The 25,639-nt window shown below is 54.5% G+C and carries 17 protein-coding genes; 10 read left to right on the top strand and 7 right to left on the bottom strand.

Annotated elements, in window-relative coordinates; all coding sequences use genetic code 11:
• Positions 1-1,698 carry an alkaline phosphatase family protein gene (locus D9N13_RS09005; protein WP_290588424.1) on the bottom strand — a complete coding sequence of 566 codons (1,698 nt, stop codon included), beginning with the start codon at positions 1,696-1,698 and terminating at the stop codon, positions 1-3.
• 360 nt (positions 1,699-2,058) lie between these two features.
• Between D9N13_RS09005 and D9N13_RS09000 the strand changes: the two genes are divergently transcribed.
• The 4 genes from D9N13_RS09000 (at position 2,059) to D9N13_RS08985 (ending at position 8,767) form a co-directional block, all read left to right on the top strand.
• A complete protein-coding gene (locus tag D9N13_RS09000) occupies positions 2,059-3,609 on the top strand; it encodes an arylsulfatase (protein WP_290588422.1) in 1,551 nt (516 codons plus the stop codon).
• 95 nt (positions 3,610-3,704) lie between these two features.
• On the top strand, positions 3,705-5,912 hold the full coding sequence (locus D9N13_RS08995) for a multiheme c-type cytochrome (protein ID WP_290588420.1): 2,208 nt from the start codon (positions 3,705-3,707) through the stop codon (positions 5,910-5,912).
• A 150-nt stretch (positions 5,913-6,062) separates the two neighbouring features.
• Positions 6,063-7,688 (top strand): glycerol-3-phosphate dehydrogenase, encoded by a 1,626-nt coding sequence (glpD, locus tag D9N13_RS08990; protein WP_290588418.1) that lies wholly within the window; start codon positions 6,063-6,065, stop codon positions 7,686-7,688.
• A 146-nt stretch (positions 7,689-7,834) separates the two neighbouring features.
• Positions 7,835-8,767: a LysR family transcriptional regulator gene (locus D9N13_RS08985; protein ID WP_290588416.1), complete on the top strand. Its 933-nt coding sequence runs from the start codon at positions 7,835-7,837 to the stop codon at positions 8,765-8,767.
• Here the strand turns inward: D9N13_RS08985 and D9N13_RS08980 are convergent.
• Positions 8,764-10,389: an ATP-binding protein gene (locus tag D9N13_RS08980; RefSeq protein ID WP_290588414.1), complete on the bottom strand. Its 1,626-nt coding sequence runs from the start codon at positions 10,387-10,389 to the stop codon at positions 8,764-8,766. The two genes, D9N13_RS08985 and D9N13_RS08980, sit on opposite strands and share 4 nt — an antisense overlap.
• A gap of 35 nt (positions 10,390-10,424) precedes the next feature.
• A complete protein-coding gene (locus tag D9N13_RS08975) occupies positions 10,425-11,165 on the bottom strand; it encodes a response regulator (protein ID WP_290588412.1) in 741 nt (246 codons plus the stop codon).
• 443 nt (positions 11,166-11,608) lie between these two features.
• Between D9N13_RS08975 and D9N13_RS08970 the strand changes: the two genes are divergently transcribed.
• Both D9N13_RS08970 and D9N13_RS08965 read left to right on the top strand, forming a co-directional pair.
• Entirely contained in the window at positions 11,609-12,190 is a 582-nt protein-coding gene (locus D9N13_RS08970; RefSeq protein ID WP_290588410.1) for a DNA-3-methyladenine glycosylase I, read from the top strand.
• On the top strand, positions 12,174-12,410 hold the full coding sequence (locus D9N13_RS08965) for a TM2 domain-containing protein (RefSeq protein WP_290588408.1): 237 nt from the start codon (positions 12,174-12,176) through the stop codon (positions 12,408-12,410). The genes D9N13_RS08970 and D9N13_RS08965 overlap by 17 nt, the downstream gene beginning before the upstream one ends.
• A gap of 4 nt (positions 12,411-12,414) precedes the next feature.
• On the opposite strand, the gene D9N13_RS08960 is transcribed toward D9N13_RS08965, so the two are convergent.
• Positions 12,415-13,692: a serine hydrolase domain-containing protein gene (locus tag D9N13_RS08960; RefSeq protein WP_290589813.1), complete on the bottom strand. Its 1,278-nt coding sequence runs from the start codon at positions 13,690-13,692 to the stop codon at positions 12,415-12,417.
• Positions 13,692-14,012, bottom strand: a complete 321-nt coding sequence (locus tag D9N13_RS08955; RefSeq protein WP_290588406.1) for an ArsR/SmtB family transcription factor — start codon at positions 14,010-14,012, stop codon at positions 13,692-13,694. Before D9N13_RS08955 ends, D9N13_RS08960 begins: the two co-directional genes overlap by 1 nt.
• Positions 14,013-14,152: 140 nt before the next feature.
• Between D9N13_RS08955 and tcdA the strand changes: the two genes are divergently transcribed.
• The 4 genes from tcdA to D9N13_RS08935 all read left to right on the top strand — a co-directional run bounded on the left by tcdA (position 14,153) and on the right by D9N13_RS08935 (position 21,954).
• Positions 14,153-14,974, top strand: coding sequence for a tRNA cyclic N6-threonylcarbamoyladenosine(37) synthase TcdA (gene tcdA / locus D9N13_RS08950; RefSeq protein ID WP_290588404.1), 822 nt, complete (start codon positions 14,153-14,155; stop codon positions 14,972-14,974).
• A 32-nt stretch (positions 14,975-15,006) separates the two neighbouring features.
• Positions 15,007-16,704: a zinc-dependent metalloprotease family protein gene (locus tag D9N13_RS08945; RefSeq protein WP_290588402.1), complete on the top strand. Its 1,698-nt coding sequence runs from the start codon at positions 15,007-15,009 to the stop codon at positions 16,702-16,704.
• Between the two features lie 129 nt (positions 16,705-16,833).
• On the top strand, positions 16,834-18,045 hold the full coding sequence (locus D9N13_RS08940; protein ID WP_290588400.1) for a GAF domain-containing protein: 1,212 nt from the start codon (positions 16,834-16,836) through the stop codon (positions 18,043-18,045).
• A gap of 687 nt (positions 18,046-18,732) precedes the next feature.
• Positions 18,733-21,954, top strand: coding sequence for an AAA family ATPase (locus D9N13_RS08935; protein WP_290588398.1), 3,222 nt, complete (start codon positions 18,733-18,735; stop codon positions 21,952-21,954).
• A 9-nt stretch (positions 21,955-21,963) separates the two neighbouring features.
• Here the strand turns inward: D9N13_RS08935 and D9N13_RS08930 are convergent, their stop codons facing one another.
• Together D9N13_RS08930 and D9N13_RS08925 are read right to left on the bottom strand one after the other, a co-directional pair.
• Positions 21,964-24,900 (bottom strand): Dyp-type peroxidase domain-containing protein, encoded by a 2,937-nt coding sequence (locus D9N13_RS08930; RefSeq protein ID WP_290588396.1) that lies wholly within the window; start codon positions 24,898-24,900, stop codon positions 21,964-21,966.
• A gap of 21 nt (positions 24,901-24,921) precedes the next feature.
• Complete coding sequence (locus D9N13_RS08925) at positions 24,922-25,521, bottom strand: hypothetical protein (RefSeq protein ID WP_290588394.1); 600 nt, start codon at positions 25,519-25,521, stop codon at positions 24,922-24,924.
• Positions 25,522-25,639 lie beyond the last annotated feature (118 nt).

Here is a 25,639-nt window from a genome sequence, read left to right as displayed (position 1 = left end):
TTACCGCAAGCCCTCAAACACTTCCACCAACACATCACCGCTGGCACCCGAAGGTTGATTGGTACCGGCCCATTGGGCCAGGGTTACCGCGATATCCCGTGTGGACACAGCGCGGTACACCTGCATCGAACTCAAACCCGGTGCGGACACAATGATCGGCACATAGGTGTCATAGCCCCAGGGCGAACCATGATGAGAAGCCACCGCCAGCCCATCGAAATGATTGACAAAACGATGGGGCTCGAACACCACAAACACATCTCCGGAGCGCGCCGGGTAATGGTTATTAATGGCGGCAACAGTAACCCGGGTGCGTGATACCTGCCCATTGGTCAGGGCAGTACTGGAATAGGCTTGATACACGCCATCCAGCTGAATCATCCGTTTGGCGATTGCCTGCTCCAGTTGCAAACGGGTTGCCTTGGCCTGGGCAACGGCCTCCGGGTTCAGGTAAATATAGGGTGGAATAAAACTGTCGATCAACTTTGCACGGATGCCAAACTGTTGCTTGATGTCCACAATGGCCGCATGCTTGTCCCACTCTTCCGGATTCACATAATCCACATCAAAACCTTGCGCTTGCAGCGTACCCGGAGCTTCCGCTCCCCCGTGATCAGCCGACAATACGATTAACGTGTGTTTCAATCCGACCTTTCTATCCACGAACGACAGCAGCTTGGCCAACGTTCGATCCAGACGCAAAAAATTATCTTCTGCTTCCAGGCTGGATGGCCCGAACAGGTGCCCCACATAATCGGTTGAGGAAAAGCTCACCGAAAGGTAATCCGGTATGGCGTCAACGCCCAGTTGTTCATGGCTGATAATCTGTGTGGCAAAGTCCAGCGTCATTTCATCACCCGCCGGGCTGACCGTGAGCTTGGTGGTAAAATATTTGTCACCGGGGGCGCCGTAGGCATGGGGAAAGCGGCGTCCAAATCCGGCAAGATCGGTTTCCCACGGCTGATCATCTTGCGCGGCAAACAGATACTGTTCCAGGGCAGCGGATGGCTTCCATTGCCCGTTGTGATAACGGCGCGTGGGCAGCGCACGGTTGAAGGCAGTTACCCAATCGGGATAAGTGTCATAATAAAATCGGCTGCTGACAAATTCGCCTGTTGCCTTGGAAAACCAGAATGCCTTGCCACTGTGCCCCGCCATGGAAACAGCGCCGCGATCCTTCACCGACACCGCAAACACTTTTGCTTGGCCGGCGGTTTTCAATGTTAGCTCATCGGAAAAGGTCGACACGGCGATGGCAGCCGGCGAACGTCCATCCGTGCGCGCTGCTTTTTGAGTTGGGTCGATCTCCGTCTGATCATCCACATCCGCATTGGCGGAAAGCAGTGGATAGCGGGCATCCTCGATGTTGTACACCACACCCCCTTGCTCCCGGTCAAACCACAGATTGCCTATCAAACCGTGCACGGCGGGATGCGCGCCGGTGGCCAGCGTGGTATGACCGACAATGGTTTCCGTGTTGGCATGGTTATGGTGAGCGTTTCTGAAATGAATACCATGATCCAGGAGGTACTGAAACCCGCCCCGACTCAAATGCCGCTGATATCGATCCAGTAAATCCCCACGCAGCTGGTCCACCGTGATCTGCAGAATCAGCCGGGTATCAGCGGCTGCACTGTTTTGGGCCCAGGCCGCTTGCGGCACCGTCTGCTGCAGCAATAATAGTAATAACGTTGCCACGCAGATTTTCCTGCACACACCAATACCCGTCGTTAACGCCTGACTCATACGCTTGTCGCTCCTTTTTCCATGTACCCACCCTGCACCAATCGTTTGCGGGTTCACTATAAACCCATTCAGGCAATAGCGAAATTAACCACAAGCGAACTGCTCACAAAACAACCACTCTCCGTTCTGCAGAAGCATCGCCACAACCAGTAAATAGACAATGACTAGAATATTCAGGGCATGTGCTTCCAAAAGTTGGCTGCTTGCCATTAAACTGCAATGAAAAACAGGCCATCGTACTTCATTGACTGAATTGTTACATCGCAGGAAACGGAAAGGTTCACTTCACACAACCTATAAAAGGAAACGGTTATGCGCTTTGCACTTCACAAACAGTTGCTCACAACGCTGCTTGCGGCCTTTACGCTTACCGCAATGAATGGGGCTGTCGCTGCAGACAAACCGAATTTTCTGGTGATCTGGGGGGATGACATCGGCTATTGGAATATCAGCACCTATTCCCGCGGCATGATGGGTTACCAAACCCCTAATATTGACCGCATCGCCAGCGAAGGCATGCTGTTCACCGATCACTATGGCGAGCAAAGCTGTACCGCCGGCCGCTCATCGTTCATCACCGGGCAAAGCGTCTACCGTACCGGATTGTCCAAAGTGGGGCTGCCCGGCGCGGACCTGGGCATGCGCGAAGAAGATCCCACCATAGCCGGTATTCTCAAAGCCTATGGCTATGTTACCGGGCAATTCGGCAAGAACCACCTGGGGGACAAGGACGAACACCTACCCACCAATCACGGATTCGATGAGTTCTTCGGCAACCTGTACCACCTTAATGCTGAAGAAGAACCTGAAAACGAGGACTACCCAAAGAATCCGGAGTTTCGCAAGAAATTCGGCCCACGGGGGGTCATACATTCCTACGCAGACGGCAAAATTGAAGACACCGGGCCACTGACCAAAAAGCGCATGGAAACCATAGACGATGAAACGGTGGCAGCCGCCCAGGACTTTATGGCCCGTGCCGTGAAGGACAACAAACCCTTCTTCTTATGGTGGAACGCCACCCGCATGCACTTCCGCACCCACGTGAAAGAAGAGTTGCGCGGCATATCGGGGCAGGATGAATATTCCGATGGCATGGTAGAACACGACCGTCATGTGGGCATGCTGTTGAAGAAAGTGGACGAGTTGGGTATCAAGGACAACACTGTGGTGTTCTACTCTACGGATAACGGCCCCCACAAGAATACCTGGCCCGACGCGGGCACCAGCCCCTTTCGCAATGAGAAGAATTCCAACTGGGAAGGCGGCTGGCGGGTACCCGCCATGGTCCGTTGGCCCGGCCTGATTGATCCCGGCATGGTATCCAATGAAATCGTGCATCACATGGATTGGTTTCCTACTTTCGTGGAAGCCGCCGGGGGTAAAAACATTAAGGAACGCTTAAAAGAGGGTGGCGTACGCTCCATCGGCCGTAAATATAAAGTCCACCTGGACGGCTATAGCCTGATACCCTATTTCAGCGGCAAAGCAGACACCACAGCGCGCAATGAAATCTTTTATTTCTCCGATGACGGAGACCTGACTGCCCTGCGTTACAACGACTGGAAAGCCGTATTCTTGGAGCAAAAGGCCATGGGCACGCTGCGGGTGTGGCAAGAGCCCTTTGTCCCGCTGCGCGTACCCTATATTTTCAACCTCAGACGCGACCCATTCGAGCAGGCACAGATCACATCCAACACCTACTATGACTGGTTACTGGATCGCGCTTATCTCCTGGTACCGGCTCAAGCCTACGTTGGCAATTTCCTGAAAACCTTCAAGGAATTTCCACCCCGTCAGGAAGCCGCCAGTTTCACCGTGGACAAAGCCATGGAATCCCTCAAGAACACTCTGAACCATTAATACCTGACAGGTGAGGGGGCACGCCCCTCACCTGCTCACCAAAACACGCCCCCATCCGATTACCGGCACTTAGAAGGCATTATTGTACTGTTTATATGAAGCATCTGATCCTTGCGTGTCTGTGGCTCCTACTTATACCAGGCCTGGTCCATGGGCAATATGCCGGCAGCCAACAGTGCGCTGACTGCCATCCACAGCAATACAGCAAATGGCGCCAGTCACACCATTATCAATCCATGTTACCGCCCGATGAGCATTCGGTGCTGGGTGATTTCAACCAGACGGTCTTTGCAAGTGAAGGCATCACCGCTACTTTTTCCAAGCGGCACAGCAACTACATCATTACGCTGCAAGACAAAGGGCAGACCCGGGAATATGCGGTGCACTACACTTTCGGTTTTTACCCCCTCCAGCAATACCTGCTGGATATCGGCAACGGAAAACTGCAGGCATTCGACATTGCCTGGGACAGCCGGCCCCGGGACCAGGGAGGGCAACGCTGGTTTTACCCCAACTCAAACCACAGCAACGATCCGGCAAGTGAATTCCATTGGACCCGGCACCTGAATAACTGGAACAGTCGATGTGCTGAATGCCACTCCACCGGCCTGGACAAAAACTATGATCCGGCAAGTGGGCAATACCAAACCCGTTACCAGGAAGTGAACGTTGCCTGCGAAGCCTGCCACGGCCCTGCCGCCGAGCATGTTCGCATGGCCCAGGCCGGACAGCTGCAATCTAAACCCCGGGCCGGGCTCACCACCCACTTCGCACCGCCGCTTTCCTTTCAGTTCAAACAGAACGCCGGCATTGCCCGGGCACCATCACAGACAACAGCAAAAACCCAGCAGGCACAGCAGATCAACGCCTGTGGCGGCTGCCACTCCCGACGCCAGATCATCGGAGAGCCCGACCCGGCCCGACCCTATCACGATCAATATCGGCTGACCTTACTGCACGACCCGCTGTACTTTGCCGACGGCCAGATTCGGGATGAAGTATTTGTACTGGGATCATTCATGCAATCGAAGATGCATCAACAGGGCGTCACCTGCACCCATTGCCATGATGCCCACAGTGGTGACATCAAAATCCAGGGTAACGGACTTTGCAGCCAGTGCCACGCCGGCAGCGTCTACGACACTGCAACGCACCATCAACATAAAGCAGATTCAGCGGGCAGCCTTTGCATCAACTGCCACATGCCGGCAACCACCTATATGGGCATCGACCCACGCCGGGATCACAGTTTCAGCATCCCGGCGCAGCCACAGACAGACGCACCCAATGCCTGCCAACAGTGCCATCAGGAGCCGGCCCTGACCGGGCCAAACCCAGCAACTGAATTTGGCATACTGAACAGCAGAGCACGCAAGTCCGATGCACTTGCCCTGCGCGCCATGAGCGATTACATCAACAATCGCGAGCACCCTTCCATCCGCAGAGCCACCCTGCTGGATCTGGCCTCGGCCCTACCGGCCCGACTCACGGTGGAAACCCTGGCACAGCAACTGCAGTCCGGGGATGCGCTTATGCGGCGGGCTGCGGTGAATGCCAGCCAGGTGCTGCCTCTGGACATGCGCTGGACGGTACTGAGCCGCCACATCAATGACGCCTCCGCAGACGTCCGCTTTTCAATTGCCCAGCAACTGGCGCCCGCTTTGCCCCACCTGGCATCCGGCGATGCATTGGTGTTACAGACGCTCCTGGCCGAACACCGGGCCCAGCTTGCCCACAGCAACGACCTGCCCGGCGGATTGGCATCCCTGGCAGCCATTGAATTGCATACCGGCAACAGCAACAACGCCATCACCACACTGGAGCAGGCCCTGGCCATCGCCCCGGATTACCTTCCCGCCCTGCTGAATCTGGCCGCCATTTATCGCAGCCTGGACAATAACGAACAGGAACACCACTATCTCAAGCAGGCACTGTCAGCCCATCAAGACAACGCAGCAGCCCAGCATGCCTATGGACTGTTCCTGATTCGCGACAATCAGAAAGCGCAGGCCATCAGGCATTTACGCAGGGCCACTGAAGCAGAACCAAGCCAGGCCCGATACTTCTACGTATATGCAGTGGCCCTGGATGCGGCAGATCAAACCAGCGCTGCCATCGATACCCTGCAGGTCGCCAATCAACGCTGGCCCAACCATTACGATATTCTGATGGCACTGGTGCAATACCTGGAGAAATCCCAGCGCAAGGCTGAAAGCTGGCCCTATTTATCGCAGCTTTCAGCCATCGCCCCCAATGACACCGCCGTCAGGCAACGCATCGACCAACTGAAACAACAGGAGTGAAACGGCTGTTAATGCCTTCGAAAGTGGGTATAGCCCTCCGCGCCACTGTCACAAAATCTTCGTTTTATTTCTATTGCGAAAACAAACGAAAGCAAATAGACTGATTTCAACTGGACAATGAACCTATTTGCTTACAAAGGTGTGACTAACATGCAGGTCCGTTCACCCCGGGCAGCCTCTGCCCCAGCCGACGAGAACCCCCTAATATCAAACAGTTATGACCTTTTTATTGTGGGTGGCGGTATCAACGGCACCGGCATCGCCGCCGACGCCAGCGCCCGCGGCCTGTCGGTGGCCCTGTGTGAACAGAATGACCTGGCCTCGGCCACCTCCTCCGCCAGCAGCAAATTGATTCATGGCGGCCTGCGCTACCTTGAACACTATGAGTTTCGCCTGGTGCGGGAAGCACTGGCTGAACGGGAGGTTTTGCTGCATAAAGCCCCTCACCTGATCAAACCCCTGCGCTTTGTTTTGCCCCACCAGCCGCATTTGCGCCCGGCCTGGATGATCCGGAGCGGCCTGTTCCTGTACGACCACTTAACCCGCCGCAATCGGATTCCCGGCTCAAAAAGTGTGAAGTTCGATGCCCACCAGCCACACAATCCACTGCATTCCCGCATCAGCAGAGGTTTCGAGTATTATGACTGCCGTGTGGATGATGCCCGTCTGGTGATTGCCAATGCGCTGGCCGCAGCGCAACAGCGTGCGCATATTCTGGTGCAAACCCGTTGCGTCAGTGCGCGCCGCCTGAACGGCCGGTGGCACATTCAACTGGAGCATCCGGCCACCGGCCAAACTTTCCACTGCACTGCCAAAGCGTTGGTGAATGCCGCCGGCCCCTGGGCGCAAACCTTTATCGAACAGCAATTGCAGGCCGCCTCGCCACGCAAAATCAGCCTGATCAAGGGCAGCCATTTTGTAACCCGTAAACTGTACCCGGGTGATCAGGCCTATATTCTGCAGAACGAAGACAAGCGCATCGTGTTTGTTATCCCCTATCAGAACGACTTCACCCTGATTGGTACAACGGATAAGGCGTACACCGGTAACCCCGCCAACGTGACAATGGATGCAGAAGAGGAACGCTACCTGCTGGAGATCGTCAACCGGCATTTCAAGCAGACAATCGGCCCCGAGGACATCCTGTGGAAGTATGCGGGTGTGCGCCCACTGTGTGATGATGAATCGGATTCACCCTCCGCCATGACCCGGGATTACACCCTGGAAGTTGAGGCCGACAGCTTGCAACAGGCACCGTTACTGAGTGTTTTCGGCGGCAAAATTACCACCTATCGCCGCCTGGCTTTAGCCGCCATGAAGGCACTGCAGCCGTATCTGGACTTTCCCGCATCACCTGCCGCCGAGACAGCCGCTCTGCCCGGTGGCGATATCGGTGAAACCGAGTACCCGGTCTGGGTCGCGCTGGTGCAGCACCAGTATGAGTGGCTTGATGCCGGCCTGTGCCGGCGCCTGTGCGATGCTTATGGGACGCGTATCCACTTGCTCCTTAAGGGGTGTCACCAGTCAGCTGACCTGGGGCAACACTTTGGCGCCGGCCTCTATCAACGGGAAGTGGAATATCTGGTAAACCATGAATGGGCAAACACCGCAGCGGATATCATCTGGCGCCGCAGCAAACTGGGCCTGCGCCTCACCCCTCATCAGGTGACCGAACTGGACGCCTTTCTCGATACTTTGCACATCCAAACCACGCAACAGCAGGCTGCCACCTCTACCGCCGGGGACGGTTGCGAACCATTTCAACAAGCCGTTTAACCTCCAAACCTCACTTGACCGGTACCACACCGGCTTTGGCTTGTCAGTGAAGCCGGGCAGACACAAGCCCGGCTTTTTTTTATCCCTCAACTGGGCAACAATACCGTTCAACCCTATTTCACTACCACCTTGCACCCGGACACAACATGGCACGCATTGAAGTCAAACACCTTCGCACCCTGGCCGCATTGCGGGATTGCGGGACACTGGTGGACGCAGCACAACAGGTCCATCTCACCCAGTCGGCGCTCTCCCATCAATTGAAAGAGCTGGAAGACCGCCTGGGCCAGCCGGTGGTGATCCGCAAGTCCAAACCCATCAAATTTACCAAGGGGGGGGAACGCCTGCTGCAACTGGCGGATCAGATGTTGCCGGCCGTAGAGCAAGCGGAACAGGACATTGTGCGGCTAGCGGAAGGCAAACAGGGGCGACTGCACATTGCCATCGAATGCCACAGCTGTTTTGACTGGCTGATGCCGACCATCGATGAATACCGTGAGGATTGGCCCGACGTTGAAATCGACCTGATCAGTGGTTTTAATTTTGATCCTTTGCCTGCGCTGGCCCGAGCAGAGCTGGATTTGGTCATCACCTCCGACCCGCAGAGCCTGCCTGGTATTCGCTATCTACCGCTGTTTCAATATGAGGCGTTGCTGTGTGTTGCCAAGAACCACCGCCTGGCCACAAAGCCGGTTATCATGCCGTCGGATCTGGCCAACGAAACCCTGATCACCTATCCGGTGGAGCATTCCAGACTGGATATCTTCAAGTATTTTCTGTTGCCGGCCAACGTAATGCCTGCCAGCACCCGCACCGCCGAGCTCACCATCATGATCATTCAGCTGGTGGCCTCCGGGCGTGGCGTGTGCGCCCTGCCCAACTGGGGCATCACTGATTATCTGGCGAAAGGATACGTGGTGGCACGCTCACTGGGGGAAGAGGGGATCTGGACAAATTTGTACGCCGCGGTACGTGATGATCACGTGGATGCCCCCTATATGGAAGAATTCATCCATACCGCCCGCACCTGCAGTCATAAAAATTTGCGCGGCATTCTATCCGTCGACATTGACGATTAATTGGATTCACGCAAACTTTGCAGCCGCGGCCATAGAAAGCTGAATTTGGCACCGCCCAATTCACTTTCCCCCACCCGTACGCGGCCGCCGTGCCAATAGGCGATGCGGTTCACGATGGATAAGCCAAGGCCATAACCGCCGGATGCACGAGTGCGGCTGTCGTCCAGACGGGTGAAGGGCTGAAACACCCGCTTGCGATCGGATTCCGGGATACCCGGGCCATCATCGTGCACATCGATGCGAAAAACATCCCCCATGGCAGAAAAGGTGATCTCCACCCTGCCCTGGGCATAGCGCAACGCATTGCCCACCAGGTTCTGCACCACCCGGTGGATATAACGTTCCTCACCTTCGGCGTAGCAACGCTCGTCCGGTAAATCCGGGGCTACATACACCACCTCTTTATCCCCGGACAACGCTTTGCTTTCCTGTTCCACCCGCCGCATCAGGTTATCCAGGTCGATCATCACGAAATCCAGCACCGGGGTGCCCTCCTCCAATTTGGAGTAGGTAAGGATTTCATCGATCAGTTTATCCAGCTGTTCAATGTCCAGATCGATCAATTCCACCTGCCGCAGGCGCTGCTCGTCATTGTCGGCGTCCATCAACATTTCCAGGCCGAACCGGATACGGGCCACGGGCGTGCGCAACTCATGGGAGACGGCTCGGGTCAGCTCTTTCTGTGAATTGAGCAAGCGCTGGATGTGTTCTGTCATGCCATTTAAAGTACCGGCCAACTGTCCAATGGCATCGGAACCTTCCACCGGTGCACGGGCACTGAGGTCGCCACCGCGAATACGAAGCACCGCTTTTTCCAGACCGGACAACCGGTTTTCCAGAGGCTTGACCAGCAGGTACACCGCGAAACCCACGAGCCCCAATGCAATCACCACCATCACCGCCATGAGTTCGAACGGATACCAGTTGAACATGTTCTGCGGCCCCAACTGCAGAACCTCACCGGTTTCATTCAGCAACTTGTAGGCGGTGATTTGGGTATTGTTGCCGCGGTTGCCGGCAAAATTGGCCACTGCCTGCTCTTCGTTAAACAGACGATGTTTCTTTTCATCATCCAGGCGCACTTCGAAAGGTGCGATACGGCGCACCGGAAAGCCAAAGGTCTGATTGATTTGTGCCAGACGCCCGTTCCACTCACTCACCGGATAACGGGATAGATACTGGGAAATGAGTTCCGCCATACCACGGCCTTGTTGCTCCGTGAGGTATTCACCGTGGGCAACCAGATAACGGGTTCCCTGTTGAAAGGGAATGGCGACAATGGCTTCCCCTTCACGGTTGAACTCATCAATAATCCGTACCAGCACCTTGTTCTGTTGCAGTTGACTCACTTCTGCATTACTCAATTGAACCTGATCGCGGGGCACCAGTTTCATACGAGAATCCAGCAGACGACCCACCTCTTCCACCCAGCGGGCTCGGTAATCTTCCGGTTGGCTGATGGTGAGTTCCGCAATTAACTGTACCGGCCCGGTGACCAGCGCGGTACGGAAATATTGCAGACGGAAAAAGTTGATGGCTTCCAGGGACAGATAAAAAGCGACACCGATCACCAGACACACCATGATCATGCCGCCGTATATGCGCAGAAATATGCTGTTCAAAAGGCTACAACCTTCACAACAGGTGTATCAATCTATCAGGTGAGATCCCGGACAAAGAGGTAGCCCTTGCTTCTCACGGTCTTGATACGGCGCGGATTCATTGGATCATCGCCCACCTTGGGTCGAATACGCGATACACGCACGTCAATGGAACGATCCTGTCCGTCATATTGTATCCCGCGCAAACGCTCAAAAATCTCCTCACGGGAAAGGATGGTGCCGGCGTTGGACGCCAACAACCACAACAGGTCGTATTCAGCACTGGTGAGGTCAACGGCATCACCACCCAGCCACACCTCCCGGGCGCTGTTATCTATCACCAGATCACCGAACTCCAGGCGATTCTGCGTGGCTTCTGCGGCGTTTTTCTCCTGACTGCCATCACTACTGTCGGCCCGGCGCAGCAACGCGCGAATGCGTGCCAGCAGCACACGGGGTTTCACTGGCTTGGCAACATAGTCATCCGCCCCCATCTCCAGCCCCAGCACCTGATCCACATCATCAGTGCGCGCCGTCAGCATCAGAATGGGTTTGCGAAATTTATCGCGGACACTCTTACACACTTCCAGACCATCCGCTCCGGGCAACATCAGGTCCAAAACCACCATATCGGGCTGACGATCAATGATGGCGCTGATGGCAACGCTGCCATCATTTATTACTTCTACCTTTATTCCATTACTGCGGAGATATTCCGCCGTCAGATCAGCCAGACGTTCGTCATCTTCGACGATAATTACATAGGGCTGGCTGTTTTCTGTGGTGTCTGTGCGCATGGGCTGCGACCTCTTGAACCTGCTATGCCTATAAAAATATTATGTTTTTTTAACAACTTACATACAAAGATAGGTTGTATACGACAACTGCGCCAGTTTTATCAAGCGCACCGTATAAATTTAGTTGGTTAGGGTATAACAGTCGACGCTAATTGAGCTAGGCAAAATTTTTACACCCCACAGGTAAATCACACTTTATCCACAGCTTTTCCACCAGAGGCCGCCTTGATAAGGCCCTAAACGCCGTCTATCTTGTAGATTACTGGTTATTCGATAACTAGATATAGTATCTGTCTCCTAACTTCGCTCTTTCGAGAGAATAACTATAACAACTGAAAACCGCGCTAATACTGCCCCGCATCGTCCCCGCGATGACGGGGCTTTTTTTCTGTTTGCACGGATTTTGGGTATGATGCCTGTCCGCCCTTCAAACAGGATATGCCATGACAACAAAACGCTGTGGCTGGTGTGGTGACGATCCGCTGTATCAACAATATCATGACCAAGAGTGGGGGGTACCCTGCTTTGACGACAGCACCTTGTTTGAATTCCTGCTTCTGGAAGGAGCCCAGGCCGGGCTCAGCTGGATTACGGTACTCCGCAAACGGGAACATTACCGTCGCGCCTACGACCAGTTTAACCCGGAAAAAATCGCCCGCTATTCCCCTGGAAAAGTGGAACAGCTGCTGCAAAATCCCGGCATCATACGCAATCGGTTAAAAGTGAACAGCGCGGTGCGCAATGCCCGGGCCTATCTTGAAACAGTCCAGCGGCACGGCACCTTTTCCAACTACATCTGGCAATTCGTCGACGGTGAGCCCATCCAGAACCGTTGGCGCAAGCTGCAACAGGTACCCGCCTGCACCCCCCAGTCAGACGCCATGAGCAAGCAACTGAAAAAGGATGGTTTTAATTTTGTGGGCAGCACCATATGCTACGCCTACATGCAGTCCATGGGCATGGTGAACGACCACCTGATTGAATGCTTCCGCCACGAGGAGTGCGCTGTTGCCAGCCGAACCTAAACGCCCTGTCTCGCGCCGTAAAATTCTGCCGGCACTGCTGTTGTGCCTGGTGTTCGGCTACTTCGGCACACACCGTTTCTATGTGGGAAAGGTGGGCACCGGTATATTACAGATGCTCACCCTGGGAGGCCTGGGTCTGTGGGTATTTTACGATGCCATCGTCCTGGTACTGGGCAGATTCTGCGATGCTGAAGGTAACCAATTGAAGCGCTGGACCTGACCCGTTAATTCACCAGATCGTAAAAACGATCCGTGATGATGTTGCGAAAAGGACCCCGCCTGCCTTCAATCTGCTCGGCACAACGAATAATGGCGCCATTCAGGCGGGCAATCCGGGTGTCTCCAAACGGCGATGTGCCACTGCTGTTGTTAACAATGAATCCAACCCCCAAACGACGGCTGGGATCACACCAGGCCCCCGAACCACCCCAACCAAAATGACCGAACGCCTCCGGTGTACGGGGCCCTGTTGTAAAAACACGATGAAACCCCAGGCGCCAGTGCATGGGAATGGGCACCACGCGATCGATGCGGCGGCTTTGAATAGCCGCCATTTCCCGCACCCGCTGGCTGGAGAGAATGCGCACCCCCTCCAGCTCGCCCCCTTCCGCTACAGCGCCATACATACGGGCCAATGAGCGGGCCGTAAACATTCCATTGGCGGCAGGAATACAACTCTGCACAACCTGGGGGTCATTAAAGCTGAAACGACCAATCCCCCTCGGCGCCAGCCCAGCGGCAATGTTGTCAGGGTCAAACCCCATCATCCGGAAAGCGCCGTTGATCATCTGCCCCCGGACTTGCTTCAACGGATTCGGCTTGCGCCGCTGCCGGGGTTGACTGGAGGGTGGCCGCGACTGCGCCGGGTAGCCTGCGAGCAATGCTCTGCGTCCCATTTGCTGCTCAGGTAAACCAACATACATGCCATCCAGTGCCAGCGGCACAACCAACAGTTCCTCCAGCAGCTCCGGGAAACTCTTGCCCGTCACCCGGCTCATCACTTCCCCCAGCAGCCAGCCGTAGGTGAGCCCGTGGTAGCCATGACTGGTGCCGGGGCGGTGAGCCGGCGTAGCCTTCTCCAGGCGATCGATCATATGTTCCCAATCCACCATCAGCATGGCATCGTCGATCAGATCACGAATATTGTAGAGGCCGCTCTGGTGGCACAACAGGTGCCGTATGGTGATCTCCTGCTTGCCGGCACCCTGAAACTCCGGCCAGTAATAGGCCACCGGCTTGTCGTATTCGATCAAGCCCTTATCCACCAGAATGTGCATCATGACCGACGCCACACCCTTGGTGGTGGAGAACGACAGTGCCAGGGTATCTTCCAGCCACGGATTGCCTTGATGATCCCGCTTGCCGGCCCAGACATCCACCACACTGCGCCCTTGAAAATACACTGCCAATGCCGAACCACTGCGTTCGTCTTTAGGAATCTGCTTTACAAATTCAGACGCCACTGCACTAAAACCCGGATGAACAAAGCCCTTATATTGCATCACTGATTCACCTCGCTGGCATCCACTGGGGACTTGCTTAAAAAGAACCGCTGTAAATCTTCGCACATCGCTTCATTCAGGAAACAGGTCACGTATTTGCCCTGCCGCTCCACACTGATCAGGTCGGCATTCACCAGCTCCTTGATATGATGTGACACCGTGGGTGCCCCCACATTCAGGGCATTGATGAAGTCCGTCAAGGCACATCCAGCCAGATTCCTGGATGGCATGGAACGCCGCCGCAAGATCTCCTGATAAATCTGCAACCGGTTTGGGTGCGACAGCGCTTTAAAAGCCTTGGTCAATCTGCGGTTATCCACCGGAACGGGTCCCTCTTCAACATTTATACTTCGACAACTGTAAAACTATAGCGATTTTCAGGATTCGTTGCACCTACCCTTACCTGGCCCCCTCCTCTATAATTGCCCGCCCTTTACCATTCAGGACCCAGGTGTCGTCCATGCTGTCTGATAGCTACCAAAACCGCTTTGGTGGAATCGAACGTCTCTACGGAACCGGAACGCTGGCCATTCTCGGGCACGCCCATGTGTGTGTCGTGGGTATCGGTGGTGTGGGTTCCTGGGCAGCGGAAGCCCTGGCCCGCTCAGGGATCGGCCAGATCACCCTCATAGATCTGGATGAAATCTGCGTATCCAATACCAACCGTCAGAGCCATGCAGCCAGCGGCCAATACGGCCGCGTCAAAGTGGAGGTCATGGCCGAGCGCCTGCGGGCAATCAATCCCGACATACAGTGCCATCCGGATATGGATTTTGTGACCGCCGCCAACGTTGCCGAAAAAATGGCTGGGGGCTACGACTTTGTACTGGATGCAACCGACAGCGTAAAACACAAAGTGGCGATGATCGTTTACTGTAAACGCAATAAGATTCCGCTCTACGTGGTGGGCAGTGCCGGCGGTCAAACCGATCCCACCCGCATCCATTATGCCGACATTACCCGGGCGGAACAGGACCCGTTACTGGCTCTGGTGCGCAAGAAACTGCGCCAGGAGCACGGATACAGCAGCAACCTCAAACGACGTTTCAGTATCGAATGCGTGTATTCCGATGAACCGGTGATGTTTCAGCAGCCCGATGGCAGTGTCTGCTCCACCCGCCCGGCCACCCATGGCAACAGCAGTGTACGACTGGACTGCGCCGGCGGTATTGGGGCTTCCACCTGTGTCACCGGGTCCTTTGGATTTGTGGCCAGTTCACGAATCATCAAAAAAATATTGGATAAGGCGCGGCAATCTGGGTCATCATCGAACACAGAATAATTACCAGTCACAAGGCAGTGCTAGGATCATCAATGCAATTCAAATCAATCAATACCCCCCTCTTGCTCCTGGCCAGCCTGTTGATCTGGGCGGCACCTGTTCTGGCAACCAGCCCCGGGGTCGGCGCCGAAACCCGTTACATCACCCTAAACGGCCAAACCCTGGAACTGGTGCTGGTACCCTCCGACCCCAGCCGTTTTGCCATAGAGGTTAACGATCCCTCTGCCCGTTTTTACTCAGCACAGCTCCGCAACTACCCGCAAAGTGAAGGCCGGGTTGCCTACATAGGCGGCCAATGGCAGGGCCTGCTGATTCATGAAGGTGAACTGCATCTGATCGAAAATCTGGACACCGCACCACCCCCATCCACCGCTCCGCAACCGGTACGCCCAGCCATGGCGGTACGGGCGTTACAGCAGGATATGAACCTCGGTCAATGCGGTTATAAAACCCCGTCAGACCTGCAAAGCCCGGCGCCTGACCAGCAAAGCAGCTTCGGCATTACCGCCCGCTCCCTGATGGCGCAATCCCTGCAGATCGACTACGACAGCTTTTGCCTGGAGCAGATCGACGGTGTCTGTCTGGTGGGTGAGCTGACCCTGGTTTTTGATGATGCGTTCGAGGACAGTTTCGGTGCCCAATACCAGGCACAGGCCGTGGCCATTGCCGCCAATGTCGACCTCATCTACAAACAGAATTTCAACATTGTGTTCAACCGGTTGCGCATGGCTTTTGGCTCCGGTGATGTGTTTACCGGCGGTACGAACATTGATGCCGTGTTGGATGATATGGAATTAAAGCGGGTGGCAGGGCAAACCAGTGCCTTTGATCCCAACGTTTTCTCAATCCTGCACTTCATTAGCGGCCGCACCTATTTTTCCGAGGCAAACCGAGCGGTTGGCCTGGCCCTGGGCCCCACCTACGGCACTAATTATGCCAGTTACCCCAACCCGGACATTCCCCTGCTGTGCACCGGTTATGCCATCGGCACCTCCCAGATTATCGGCAGCGGCGGTAACCGGGCTGCGTTCACCTCTCTGGTGGTGGCGCACGAGATCGGCCATAACTTTGGTTTTTTGCACGATGGCGATGATCCGCCGGCCAGCGCCTGCTCAGCCACCGATTTTATTATGGGCCCTGAACTGGGCAGCTATACCTCTACCTTTTCCTCTTGCTCCGCGGAGGTGCTGGCCCCCAACCTCAATGCCATCGCCACCATCGAGAACTGTTTCGACTTCCCGGTGGACGCCACCATCACAACGGATGCCGGCAATCCTGAAGAAACGCAAAAAACGGGAGTGCTCAATACCGCCTACGCCATCAGTGTTCAATCCCGCAGTGACCGCTCCGCGAACCTGCGGGTCAGTGGTAACATCAACAGCAGCGCTGCCACTTTTCTGGACGCTTCCCTGGATGGCACACCCTGTGCGCTCGGCAACTCAAACACCACCTATACCTGCTCAATCAACGGGGCCACCAGCCATAATCTGGATCTGGAGATTCAGGCGGCCCTCAGCAATTTGGAAATCGTCCATGAGGTGGCGGTCATCTCGGCCGATGACTTTGACGTCACCGACAGCAACAACATACTGACTGAAACCATTGCCGTGGTTGACGGCAGAAGCTCAGGTACAGGCAGTCGGTTATCAGGCGGCAGTGGTGGTGCCTGCAACTGGTTAGGGCTTAACCTAATCGTTTTGCTGATCATCAGGCGTTTTCGGTGCTCGTGAATGCCATCACACTTTCGCTCAAATATCGCCCAGCAATAGCCCTGATGTGAGGGAAATAACAGCCCCAAACTCCGCAATATCCCCAGAGCTACTAAACTGAAGTAAACCGGACCTTGCAGGAGTTTCCCAATGGCCATTTTTCATCAAGACGCCTTCTTCTGGCGGCTGATCAACCTCACCCGATCGCTGTCCACCGAGACCGATAAGTGGAAGCTGTTCAGCAATATTCTGGACGAGTGCCAGCAAATCACCCATTGTGATGGTGCCACCCTGTACCTGCTGGAAGAGGATGAGGCGGGTCCACGGCTGGATTACGCCATGATCCAAAACAAATCCCTGGGACTGGCCCAGAAATTTTGCGAGCCCGGGCAATCAGCCCTTACCCCTATTCGCATCCACACCACCGATTCGGACAACAATCAAACCCACAGCATCGCCGCATACTGTGCCCTGCAGGCCAAGTCCGTGTGTGTGGAAGATGTCTACAGTTCCGGCCAGTTCAACATTTGTGGTATCAAAGCCTTCGATGACCTGTTCGATTACCGTACCCGGTCGGTGCTGTCGGTTCCCGTGATTAAACCCGGCAAGCGGGTGCTGGGGGTTATCCAGTTGGTGAATCCACAGAACCCGCTGTCCGGTACCGTGGCACACTACTCCGAAACTCAGATCGCCATCATCGAATCGCTGGCCGCCCTCATGGCAACGATTCTGGAAAGTGCCGAACTGGAACATGCCGAGGGTGGACTGCTGGTTCGACTGTCACAACCGCAAGGTACCGAAGCAATCTTTGAACGGGTTCTGGATGAGGCCATGCGGGTCACCCGGGCCGACGGCGGTACCATCTACTGGTATCGGGAAGATCCCCCCAAACGTTTGGAATTCGTTGCCCTGAAAAACAACTCGTTGAATCTGTCGTTCACCACCTTTGAATCCGAAGCCAAAGACATTGATCCGCTTTTACTGGAAGATAATGGCGAGCCCAATCTGCAGAACGTGGCCACCTTCACCGCCATCAGCAAGCAGGTGGTCAATATTGACGATGCCTATAACAATACAACGTTCGACTTCTCAGGAATGAAGCGTTTTGATCAGCAATATGACTATCATTCACAATCGTTCCTGAGTGTGCCATTGCTTAACCACGCCCAGGAAGTCATTGGTGTTATGCAATTGATTAACGCCCGCAACGCTTTCAATCAGGATGTCATCCCCTTTTCAGCCCAGTTGGAGCCGCTGGTAAAAGGCCTGGCCTCTTACGCTGCCGTGACGCTGGAGAACGATATGTTGCTGCACGCCGCCACCAGCCCTGATAGACAAGTCAGAAAAACCGGCACAGAGTAGTCAGATTGGGACACCCGTCGCCATTTTGGTAATTTTTCACAAAATGCTTCGGTATTTTGCCAATAAAAAATCCAGACAAATACTACTACCATGTAAATCAGGCGCTTAAGAACACCGCGAGCACCCTAAGTTCTAAGCGCCTTCCTCGAACGTCTTGTTTGGGGAACTCACAACTATGCGAGCACCAACTGGCCATGAGTACGGACGCTCTGAAACGGCCAGTATCGTGTTGGTAAGGGATGCGAGCCCCTTACCAACACTTTTTTAAAGGCAATTGGGTCCGGCTTTATTGGGGTAGTGTGTGAGAACATAACTTTCGACATGGTAATGCGATGCAAGCAGTGAAACTCGATCTCCAGTCTGCCCTGCAACAGGCGCAAGGTTGGCTCAAATACGAAGGTATCGTACGGGTTCGGACCTCCCGAACCCCCAACGGTGACGCTCTTGTGGTGGTTACAAACTGCAATCCAGCAGCCATCACCGCCCCGGTGCCGTCCTACTTCCAGGGATTTCCCGTCATTTTCTGTCAAATTCAAGCTTAATTTCAGCGATTGGAATCCGATTGTTCCCGGTTTATACTGAACCGGGTAGTCAGTATGACTATTAATTGAGGCCCAGCTCGCAAGCAATGGGTCAATGGTGCCAGCACGCTGCACGAGTCTAGCGGACAGGATTCGGAAATTCCCCATGCGATGCCCAAACTGCGGATCGGATAATCCCGCGTTTCACGCTTTCTGCTATCAATGTGGCAGCACATTGACCCAATTAACTGACCACTCCGACGGTGGATTCACTGCGCCCCGCACCCAGGATCTGCAACCGGAACTGAAAAAAGTCACCATTCTGTTTGTTGACATCACCAACTCCGTTCAGTTGATCCATAAGCTGAAAGCGGAAGACAGCGCCGATTACCTGGACCCCACCATTTCATCCCTGAAACAAAACGCTCACCGCTACGGCGGCATGATCAACCGGGTGGATGGCGATGGCATGATGGTGATTTTCGGGGCACCTGTCGCCTACGAGGACCACTCGATTCGCGCCTGCTATGCCGCCCTGGACATGCTGAAATCCGTGCAAGCCGAGTACGAACGCACCGGCATTGCAGTGCGCATCGGCATTCACTCCGGGGAAGTGCTGATGAAGCCCTTCTATAACGATTTTTCGGTGGATTACGAGGCGCTGGGGCCCACAGTTTATCTGGCTCACCGCATGGAGGTTCTGGCCTCGCCCAATACTGCGGTGATCTCCCGCGAAGCGTTCCATGCCGCGCAGAAGCACATCAAGGTTATCGATCTGGGCCCGGTTCAGGTTAAAGGCCTGGATGAGCCGGTAGAGGTGTATCAGCTACAAAGCCGTGTACGGCAGGATGACGGTCACGAGAGTAAATTGGGCGACACGCCGTTTATTGGCCGGGATAACGAACTCAAACTGATCCAGCGCAACCTGATGGAAACCCGGGATCATTGTGGCCGTTGTGTCGCCATCTGCGCTGAACCTGGGGTCGGTAAATCAAGGCTGGTCACCCGCTTTCTGTATGCAGTGAACCCAACCCAGTTCCAGGTACTCACCACCGCCTGTGATTCTCACAACCGCAGTACCGCGTATCTGCCCTTCTCCAATTTGATCCGTTGCTGGCTCAACGTACAGGATTCCGATTCACAACTGGATATTGCGCAAAAACTGCGGGACCGGGTGGCAAATCTGAGCGCCGGTTTCGCCGAGCACCTGTCGGCCTATCATTTTCTCTTGGATCTACCGATTCAAAATCAGAGCTGGAACAATCTGGAGCCGGTACAGAAGCGTCAACGGGCGCGCAAGGCGCTGCGTGCCCTGCTGGAGGAGCTGGCGGGTATCAAACCCATGGTGATCCTGCTGGAGGATCTGCACTGGATCGACGGAGAAAGCCAGACACTGCTGGAGCAACTGGTAAAATCCGTACACGAACACGCCATCATGCTGATTGTCACTTATCGCCCGGAATACCAGGCCAGCTGGCTCAATGACAACGTCAGTCTGCTGGAGGTGAAACCCTTCACCGATATGGAGTCCAATGACTATCTGAAAGGGGTATTGGGTAAAGACAGCAGCCTGACCACTCTGCGGGATGAAATCAGCCGCCGCTGTGAAGGCAACCCGCTTTATATCGAAGAAATGATTCACCACCTGATGGACAGCAATCTGATCTGGGGTGAGCCCGGCCACTATACTTCCGGTTTGAACAACCTGCCGGAAACCCTGCCTCTGACCATCCATTCGGTAATCTCCACCCGTATCGACCGACGCTCCAAACTGGCGAAAAATATTCTGCAGGCCGCCTCCGCCATCGGTCAGCGCTTTTCCACGGGCCTGCTGGATTACATCACCGACATTCCACGGGATTACGCCAAACATGCAATTGATGAACTGGTGCAATGTGGACTGGTTATTAAAACCACCGAAGGCATCAGTGATGAATACCAGTTCAAGCACGCCCTGGTGCATCAGGTGACCTACGACTCCATCCCCAGAGAACGTAAGCGGCTGATTCACGCCAGCCTGGTCAATGCCATTGAATCACTGCATAAGGAACGTCTGGAAGAACATGTCTATCGCCTGGCGGAACACGCTTATGTCGGGCAGTACTGGCACAAGGCCGTGGAGTATTATTTAAAAGCCTGCTATCACGCCATCGGGCGCTCTTCCCACCATCAGGCCGTGCTGCTGCTGGACCGGGGCCTGGAAGCCCTGCGCCACCTGCCACTGAATAAAGATACGCTGGGACAACGCATCGACTTTCTGGCCGTCGGCATGAACGCACTGATTCCGCTGGGGGAACAGGATCGCCTGGTACGGGACCTGAAGGAGGCCGAAAAGCTGTGTGATGCCGTGGGTGAACCTAAACGGACCTGTTCAATACTGTGCCAGCTGACCAATGCCCTGTGGATGGTGGGAAAACACAGCGAGGCCTTCAGCGCCTCGAGCCGGGCAGTGGAACTGGCCAGGGAAATAGAACATGCGCCGCTGCAGATCGCTGCCAACTACAACCTGGCCATGGTGTACCACGCGATGGGGGATTTCGACAACTGCATCCGCCTGGAACAAAGTATTTTGAAAGTACTGAGCGGTGACATGGAGGTAAGCCGTCTGGGTTGGAGTGGTTACCCCAGTGTGTTCTGCCGCACCTTCTACGGCAACAGCCTGGTGGAGCTGGGGCAATTGGCAGAAGCGGAGCAGGTGATTCAGCGCGGCATTGAGATTGCCGAAGGTGCCCAGCACCCCTACTCCAAAGCCATGATTTACGATACCTATGGTTACTATCTGCTGGCCAAGGGCGATTATAACGGTGCCCGCAGTATTCTTGACAGCGCACTCACCATCTGTGATGAGTTTGCCATCCATACCATGGTGCCTGCGGTTTCGGCCAAACTGGGCGAAGCCCTCATTGGCAGCGGCGAGCTTCTGTTGGCTGAAAAAATTCTGGAGCAGGCGGTGCAACCAAGTTGTTACCGTAAAGGTGGGCGCTACACCTGGTTCTACCTGTTCAAATCCATGGCGGAGCTGCAGCTGGCACTGAAAAACACCGACAAGGCTCACCTGTACGCCAGAAAAGCCTTTACCGTAACCAGTGAAACCAATGAAAAAGCCCACCATGGCTGGGCCTGCCTGACATTGGCAAAGGTTCACAATGCCATGGATCAACAGTTGCAGGCCGACAAACTCATCGACTTGGCTCTGGACATTGCCAAACAGAAAGGCATGCTGCTTTTAGGCTATACCGCTGCGGCATACTCAGCAGAGGAATTACGAACTCGGGAAGACCATGACAACAGTCTGGTCTACCTTGAACTGGCGAATGATTTTGCTGCCCATGCGGACAGCCGCATTTTTCAGGACAAGCTCGCCTTCCTCAAAGAAAAAATCGTCTAACCAAGTACGCTAGCTATTGCATCGCAACATCATCCGTGCCGGCATTTTGTATTTCTCAGTCATTACACCGTGGGCGCCGGCGGCCGGCCGCACCTGTGGGATTGCCAATAACATTTTCAGAGCCTCACGAATTTCCAGCATCGCAATTTCGTGCCCCATACAGCCATGGGGAGTACCATCCATAAAGATAAACCGCTCTTGCTCAGGCGGGACCCCCCCTTTCAGGTTTGCCCCCAGTGTAACCTGGGATACCAGACACACCACCGCCCCCGGCTCAATATTAATGACTTCACCTGCTGAGGTGGTGTAGGTGGCCCCACTGGTACAGTAGCGTGGCAGCAACGGTGCCACTGGGTTCTTACGCAAACAGGTGGTAATGACACTGTTGAGCAGCTGATCGAATTTGGCATCAAGCGTTGCCCTGACCCGTTCATCTGCAGCCAGCCAGTGTTGCAGCAGATTTTGTGCATCCGTATTGCCACCAATCACCAACCTGAAACCACCGGGCAGATCGTTGCCAATATCCAATAATGTCTTCACCACCATACTGATGCCTTTCGCCGTGGTATCCGTGCTACCCACCATCAACTCCAATATACTCTGCCGGACAGCAAGCACCAGTTGCCTCCCTTCCAGGCCATATTGATTGCGATACAGTGTGATAAATCTCGACATCATGCTGGCGCCCCTTGTCTCAGCATGCAGCCGCTGCTGGATTTGTTGCTCCAGGTGCGGTAACAGCTCATTGGTGGCATTTTTTGCCAGCTGGGTGATAAACCCCACATTGTACTGGTTAAGAAATACCTCCAGGAACAGCATCCTTACCCAGAACAACAGCGTTTCATCCGGTGTGGTCTTGAAGCCATAGTCGGCGTAACGTTGCTGCCACAACAAGGGCAACTCGTCAAAATGGGTTTTATCGAAGAAATGTGCCACCTGTGTTTTAGAAAGGATTTCCCCCATAACCGGTTGCGGCGCTGCCACGCCATAGAAACCCTTGATCACCACCAGCGGCAGGCGGCGTGCAACATCCTCCACCAGATCAAGCTGACCAGCAGCCCGAAAGCGCTGTCCAATGGCTTCGATTTCGGGCTTTATGATGTGCTTCAGGCGATCAACAAAACCCGTATGCTCCAGTTGCGCGATCGTATCATGCTTTAACTTTTGCCGTTGCGCTGAGTCTGGACGCGATAGCAGCATTGCGCTCTCCGTCAATCCATAAATTCGCCGGGCGTAATGATCATTGGTAAACACATTCGGTTGCGACAATATCTTTATAACGTCTTCGGGGTGCGCAAAATAGTAATACGGCGTAGTGACGTCGCCGGCAGTTACTTTAAGTTTGGTAAAACGTTTACCGGCTATCAGCCCGCTTGCATCCACATATCGGGCCACATCCAAAGGGTCCGACGCCAGCGGATCAAAGGCATCAATATGCTGTTTGGGTATGATAAAAGGGTCAATGGGTTGCGCCAGCCCGGCAATCTGCTGCAAGCCTCGACGGCCGGGGGTAAAAAAGTATTCCCCGCCCTTGAGCTGCACATATTGTTTCAAACCGAACACTGGTGCGCGTTCGGCATTAAACGAAAACTGTCCGGGATCATTCTGTGGGCGGCAGCCGACAACCGGATCCAGCACAGGACTCGGCATATGCATAAAATCACAATTGTTGATCCAGTTTTTCTGAATAAATTCAAACTGGGAGTCAATACGGGCGTTGTAGCAGAAAAAATGTAACCCCCGCCGCTCCACCGGTGCACTTTTATGGCATTGATCAGGTTGAATAAAAGAGCCATAAGGCATGCCGCGCCGGATAATACGATGCTGGTCCACCAGCGTCGTGCCGTCGTTCACGCCGGCGTTCAGGGTCAGGCGGGGATTGACACGGCGCACATGGGAGGCATAAGGACAATGATCCCCGCGAGGATCATCGCCAAAGTCAAAGGCGTTATCCTTGGGACCGGGATGACCCGATACCAGCGGAGTCCCATCATATTGACGCCCCACCAGCCTGGCCGCCAGCTCGTCATCACCGGCACAATAGTCGCGAAACCCCGCCACATCCTGCTCCAGCTTGCGATACACCAGAAACGAGCCGTTCATGGTTATCTTCTGGTAGGCTGCCCTGGCCGGGTCTGTTGCCCTGGGCTGTATGGGATTAAGCCTGCCCTCCCCCGCCGCCTTGTCATTCTTCAAGCCCAGTTCATCATAGTATCCCAGCACAAACTCACCCGCCGCCAAAGGCTCCCAATCCGCCTCCGCAGAAGCCTTTTTTCCACCAATGGCGCAACCGGGCATACCATCGTTGATACGCGGCTGAGACACCCCATCGGTGAAGCCGAAATGCTCCCGAATTCGCCGCTGGTAACGGATCACATGAGCCTGTTCCTGAGCCAGGCACTGTGCCCCGGGGAAATCACTGCCCCCGGCCAACAACCCGGTAAGGGTTTGCTCAATCCTGGAGAAATGCTGTTTCTGAGCCGCTTCACTCCATTCTTCCGGTGGAATCGATAAGTCGTCCTCCAGTGATGGAACGTAATTTACCGCCAGCAATACATGAATATGACGACTGCCATAAAAACCCTCCCATTGTCGGGGGTCATCCCCCCACTGATCGCCAATGAAAGCCGAGCGTCTGGCCATCCCGTCCCGGTAGGCCGGCGGAAACTGCGCCAGCAAATGCTGCGGTAAGCCCATGCGATCCAATCCGCTGTAAGTAAACGCAACGTTCACAAAACAAGGGCTGCTTAATCCTGCTCCACCATCGGTATGCAGCGCCTGATCCGAAATCACTAATTTCTGAAAATCCTCGCGGCCAAGAAAGCCGGCAAAAGCCACGGGATCTGTAATGGTGAGAAAGAAGTAGCGGGCGGCAGAGGGCCGGGCGCTGCGAATAAGATGCGCCTGAATATCATCAAGCTGAAGCTGGTTTTTCCCCGGGTTCACGGTCGCGCTCCGAATTCGTCATCATGAATTGAGATAGGACTGATTATTCAACACAAAGAGGTCAAAGGCTTTCCTGAAATCATCACCTTTATTCCGCCGATCATCTGCCTGCCATTGCGCCATGAATGCGTCGAAATTTAATTTGAAGCGGCGCAGGGCCTGCCTTTCAAGCAGAGTCTCGTCCGGTATGGCGGCATAAAAAGCGGTGGTTTCAACCTGATGCGCTTTAACGTAGTGCCAAAACGCATCAAAGTCACGGCAACCTTGCTCAGGGTAACCCACACAATTATTCCACACCCGATCCATGTCATCGGCAATCAGCGTGGAGAAATCCCGCAGGTACTGCCACATGCTGCCGTCATAGTTCGAGGTGAAAATCAGTTTGTCCTCTCCTGAAGACGGCTCCGTCCAGATCACCCAGCGGGCAAAATGGATGGTCTGCACCAGCCGGATCGGCGTTGGAATGCCTTTCAATTCACGATTTAAAACCGATTCCAGTACTGACTGAAGACGCTGCTTGTAGGTCATTACACCTTCCGGCGTGCGGCCCCTTTTGATGGTGGTGATGATGGTAATTTCATTCACACCACCCAAGTAACGAGAGTCCTGAATTTGTGGCATCCCGAGATCCTTGTGTACTGATTGAATTAATAACAGAAAAATGAGAACTACTTCACTTTTCTGGTTTAATAAAAACACTTGATGAAATGGTTGTAAACAGCTTTCGTTGTTTTATGTA

Source organism: Ketobacter sp. GenoA1, from assembly GCF_003671475.1.
In the GTDB taxonomy this organism is placed as follows: Bacteria; Pseudomonadota; Gammaproteobacteria; order Pseudomonadales; family Ketobacteraceae; genus Ketobacter.
Note: the sequence above shows the minus strand (reverse complement) of the source record. Positions and strands in the feature narration are given on the sequence as shown.

What these genes read in the sequence shown, in the direction of transcription:
- D9N13_RS08975 (WP_290588412.1), bottom strand. Translation starts at nt 11,165, where the DNA reads ATGCGCACAGACACCACAGAAAACAGCCAGCCCTATGTAATTATCGTC.
- D9N13_RS08935 (WP_290588398.1), top strand. Translation starts at nt 18,733, where the DNA reads ATGCGATGCCCAAACTGCGGATCGGATAATCCCGCGTTTCACGCTTTC.
- D9N13_RS08925 (WP_290588394.1), bottom strand. Translation starts at nt 25,521, where the DNA reads ATGCCACAAATTCAGGACTCTCGTTACTTGGGTGGTGTGAATGAAATT.
- D9N13_RS08940 (WP_290588400.1), top strand. Translation starts at nt 16,834, where the DNA reads ATGGCCATTTTTCATCAAGACGCCTTCTTCTGGCGGCTGATCAACCTC.
- D9N13_RS08960 (WP_290589813.1), bottom strand. Translation starts at nt 13,692, where the DNA reads ATGCAATATAAGGGCTTTGTTCATCCGGGTTTTAGTGCAGTGGCGTCT.
- tcdA (WP_290588404.1), top strand. Translation starts at nt 14,153, where the DNA reads ATGCTGTCTGATAGCTACCAAAACCGCTTTGGTGGAATCGAACGTCTC.
- D9N13_RS08985 (WP_290588416.1), top strand. Translation starts at nt 7,835, where the DNA reads ATGGCACGCATTGAAGTCAAACACCTTCGCACCCTGGCCGCATTGCGG.
- D9N13_RS08995 (WP_290588420.1), top strand. Translation starts at nt 3,705, where the DNA reads ATGAAGCATCTGATCCTTGCGTGTCTGTGGCTCCTACTTATACCAGGC.
- D9N13_RS08945 (WP_290588402.1), top strand. Translation starts at nt 15,007, where the DNA reads ATGCAATTCAAATCAATCAATACCCCCCTCTTGCTCCTGGCCAGCCTG.
- D9N13_RS08970 (WP_290588410.1), top strand. Translation starts at nt 11,609, where the DNA reads ATGACAACAAAACGCTGTGGCTGGTGTGGTGACGATCCGCTGTATCAA.
- glpD (WP_290588418.1), top strand. Translation starts at nt 6,063, where the DNA reads ATGCAGGTCCGTTCACCCCGGGCAGCCTCTGCCCCAGCCGACGAGAAC.
- D9N13_RS09000 (WP_290588422.1), top strand. Translation starts at nt 2,059, where the DNA reads ATGCGCTTTGCACTTCACAAACAGTTGCTCACAACGCTGCTTGCGGCC.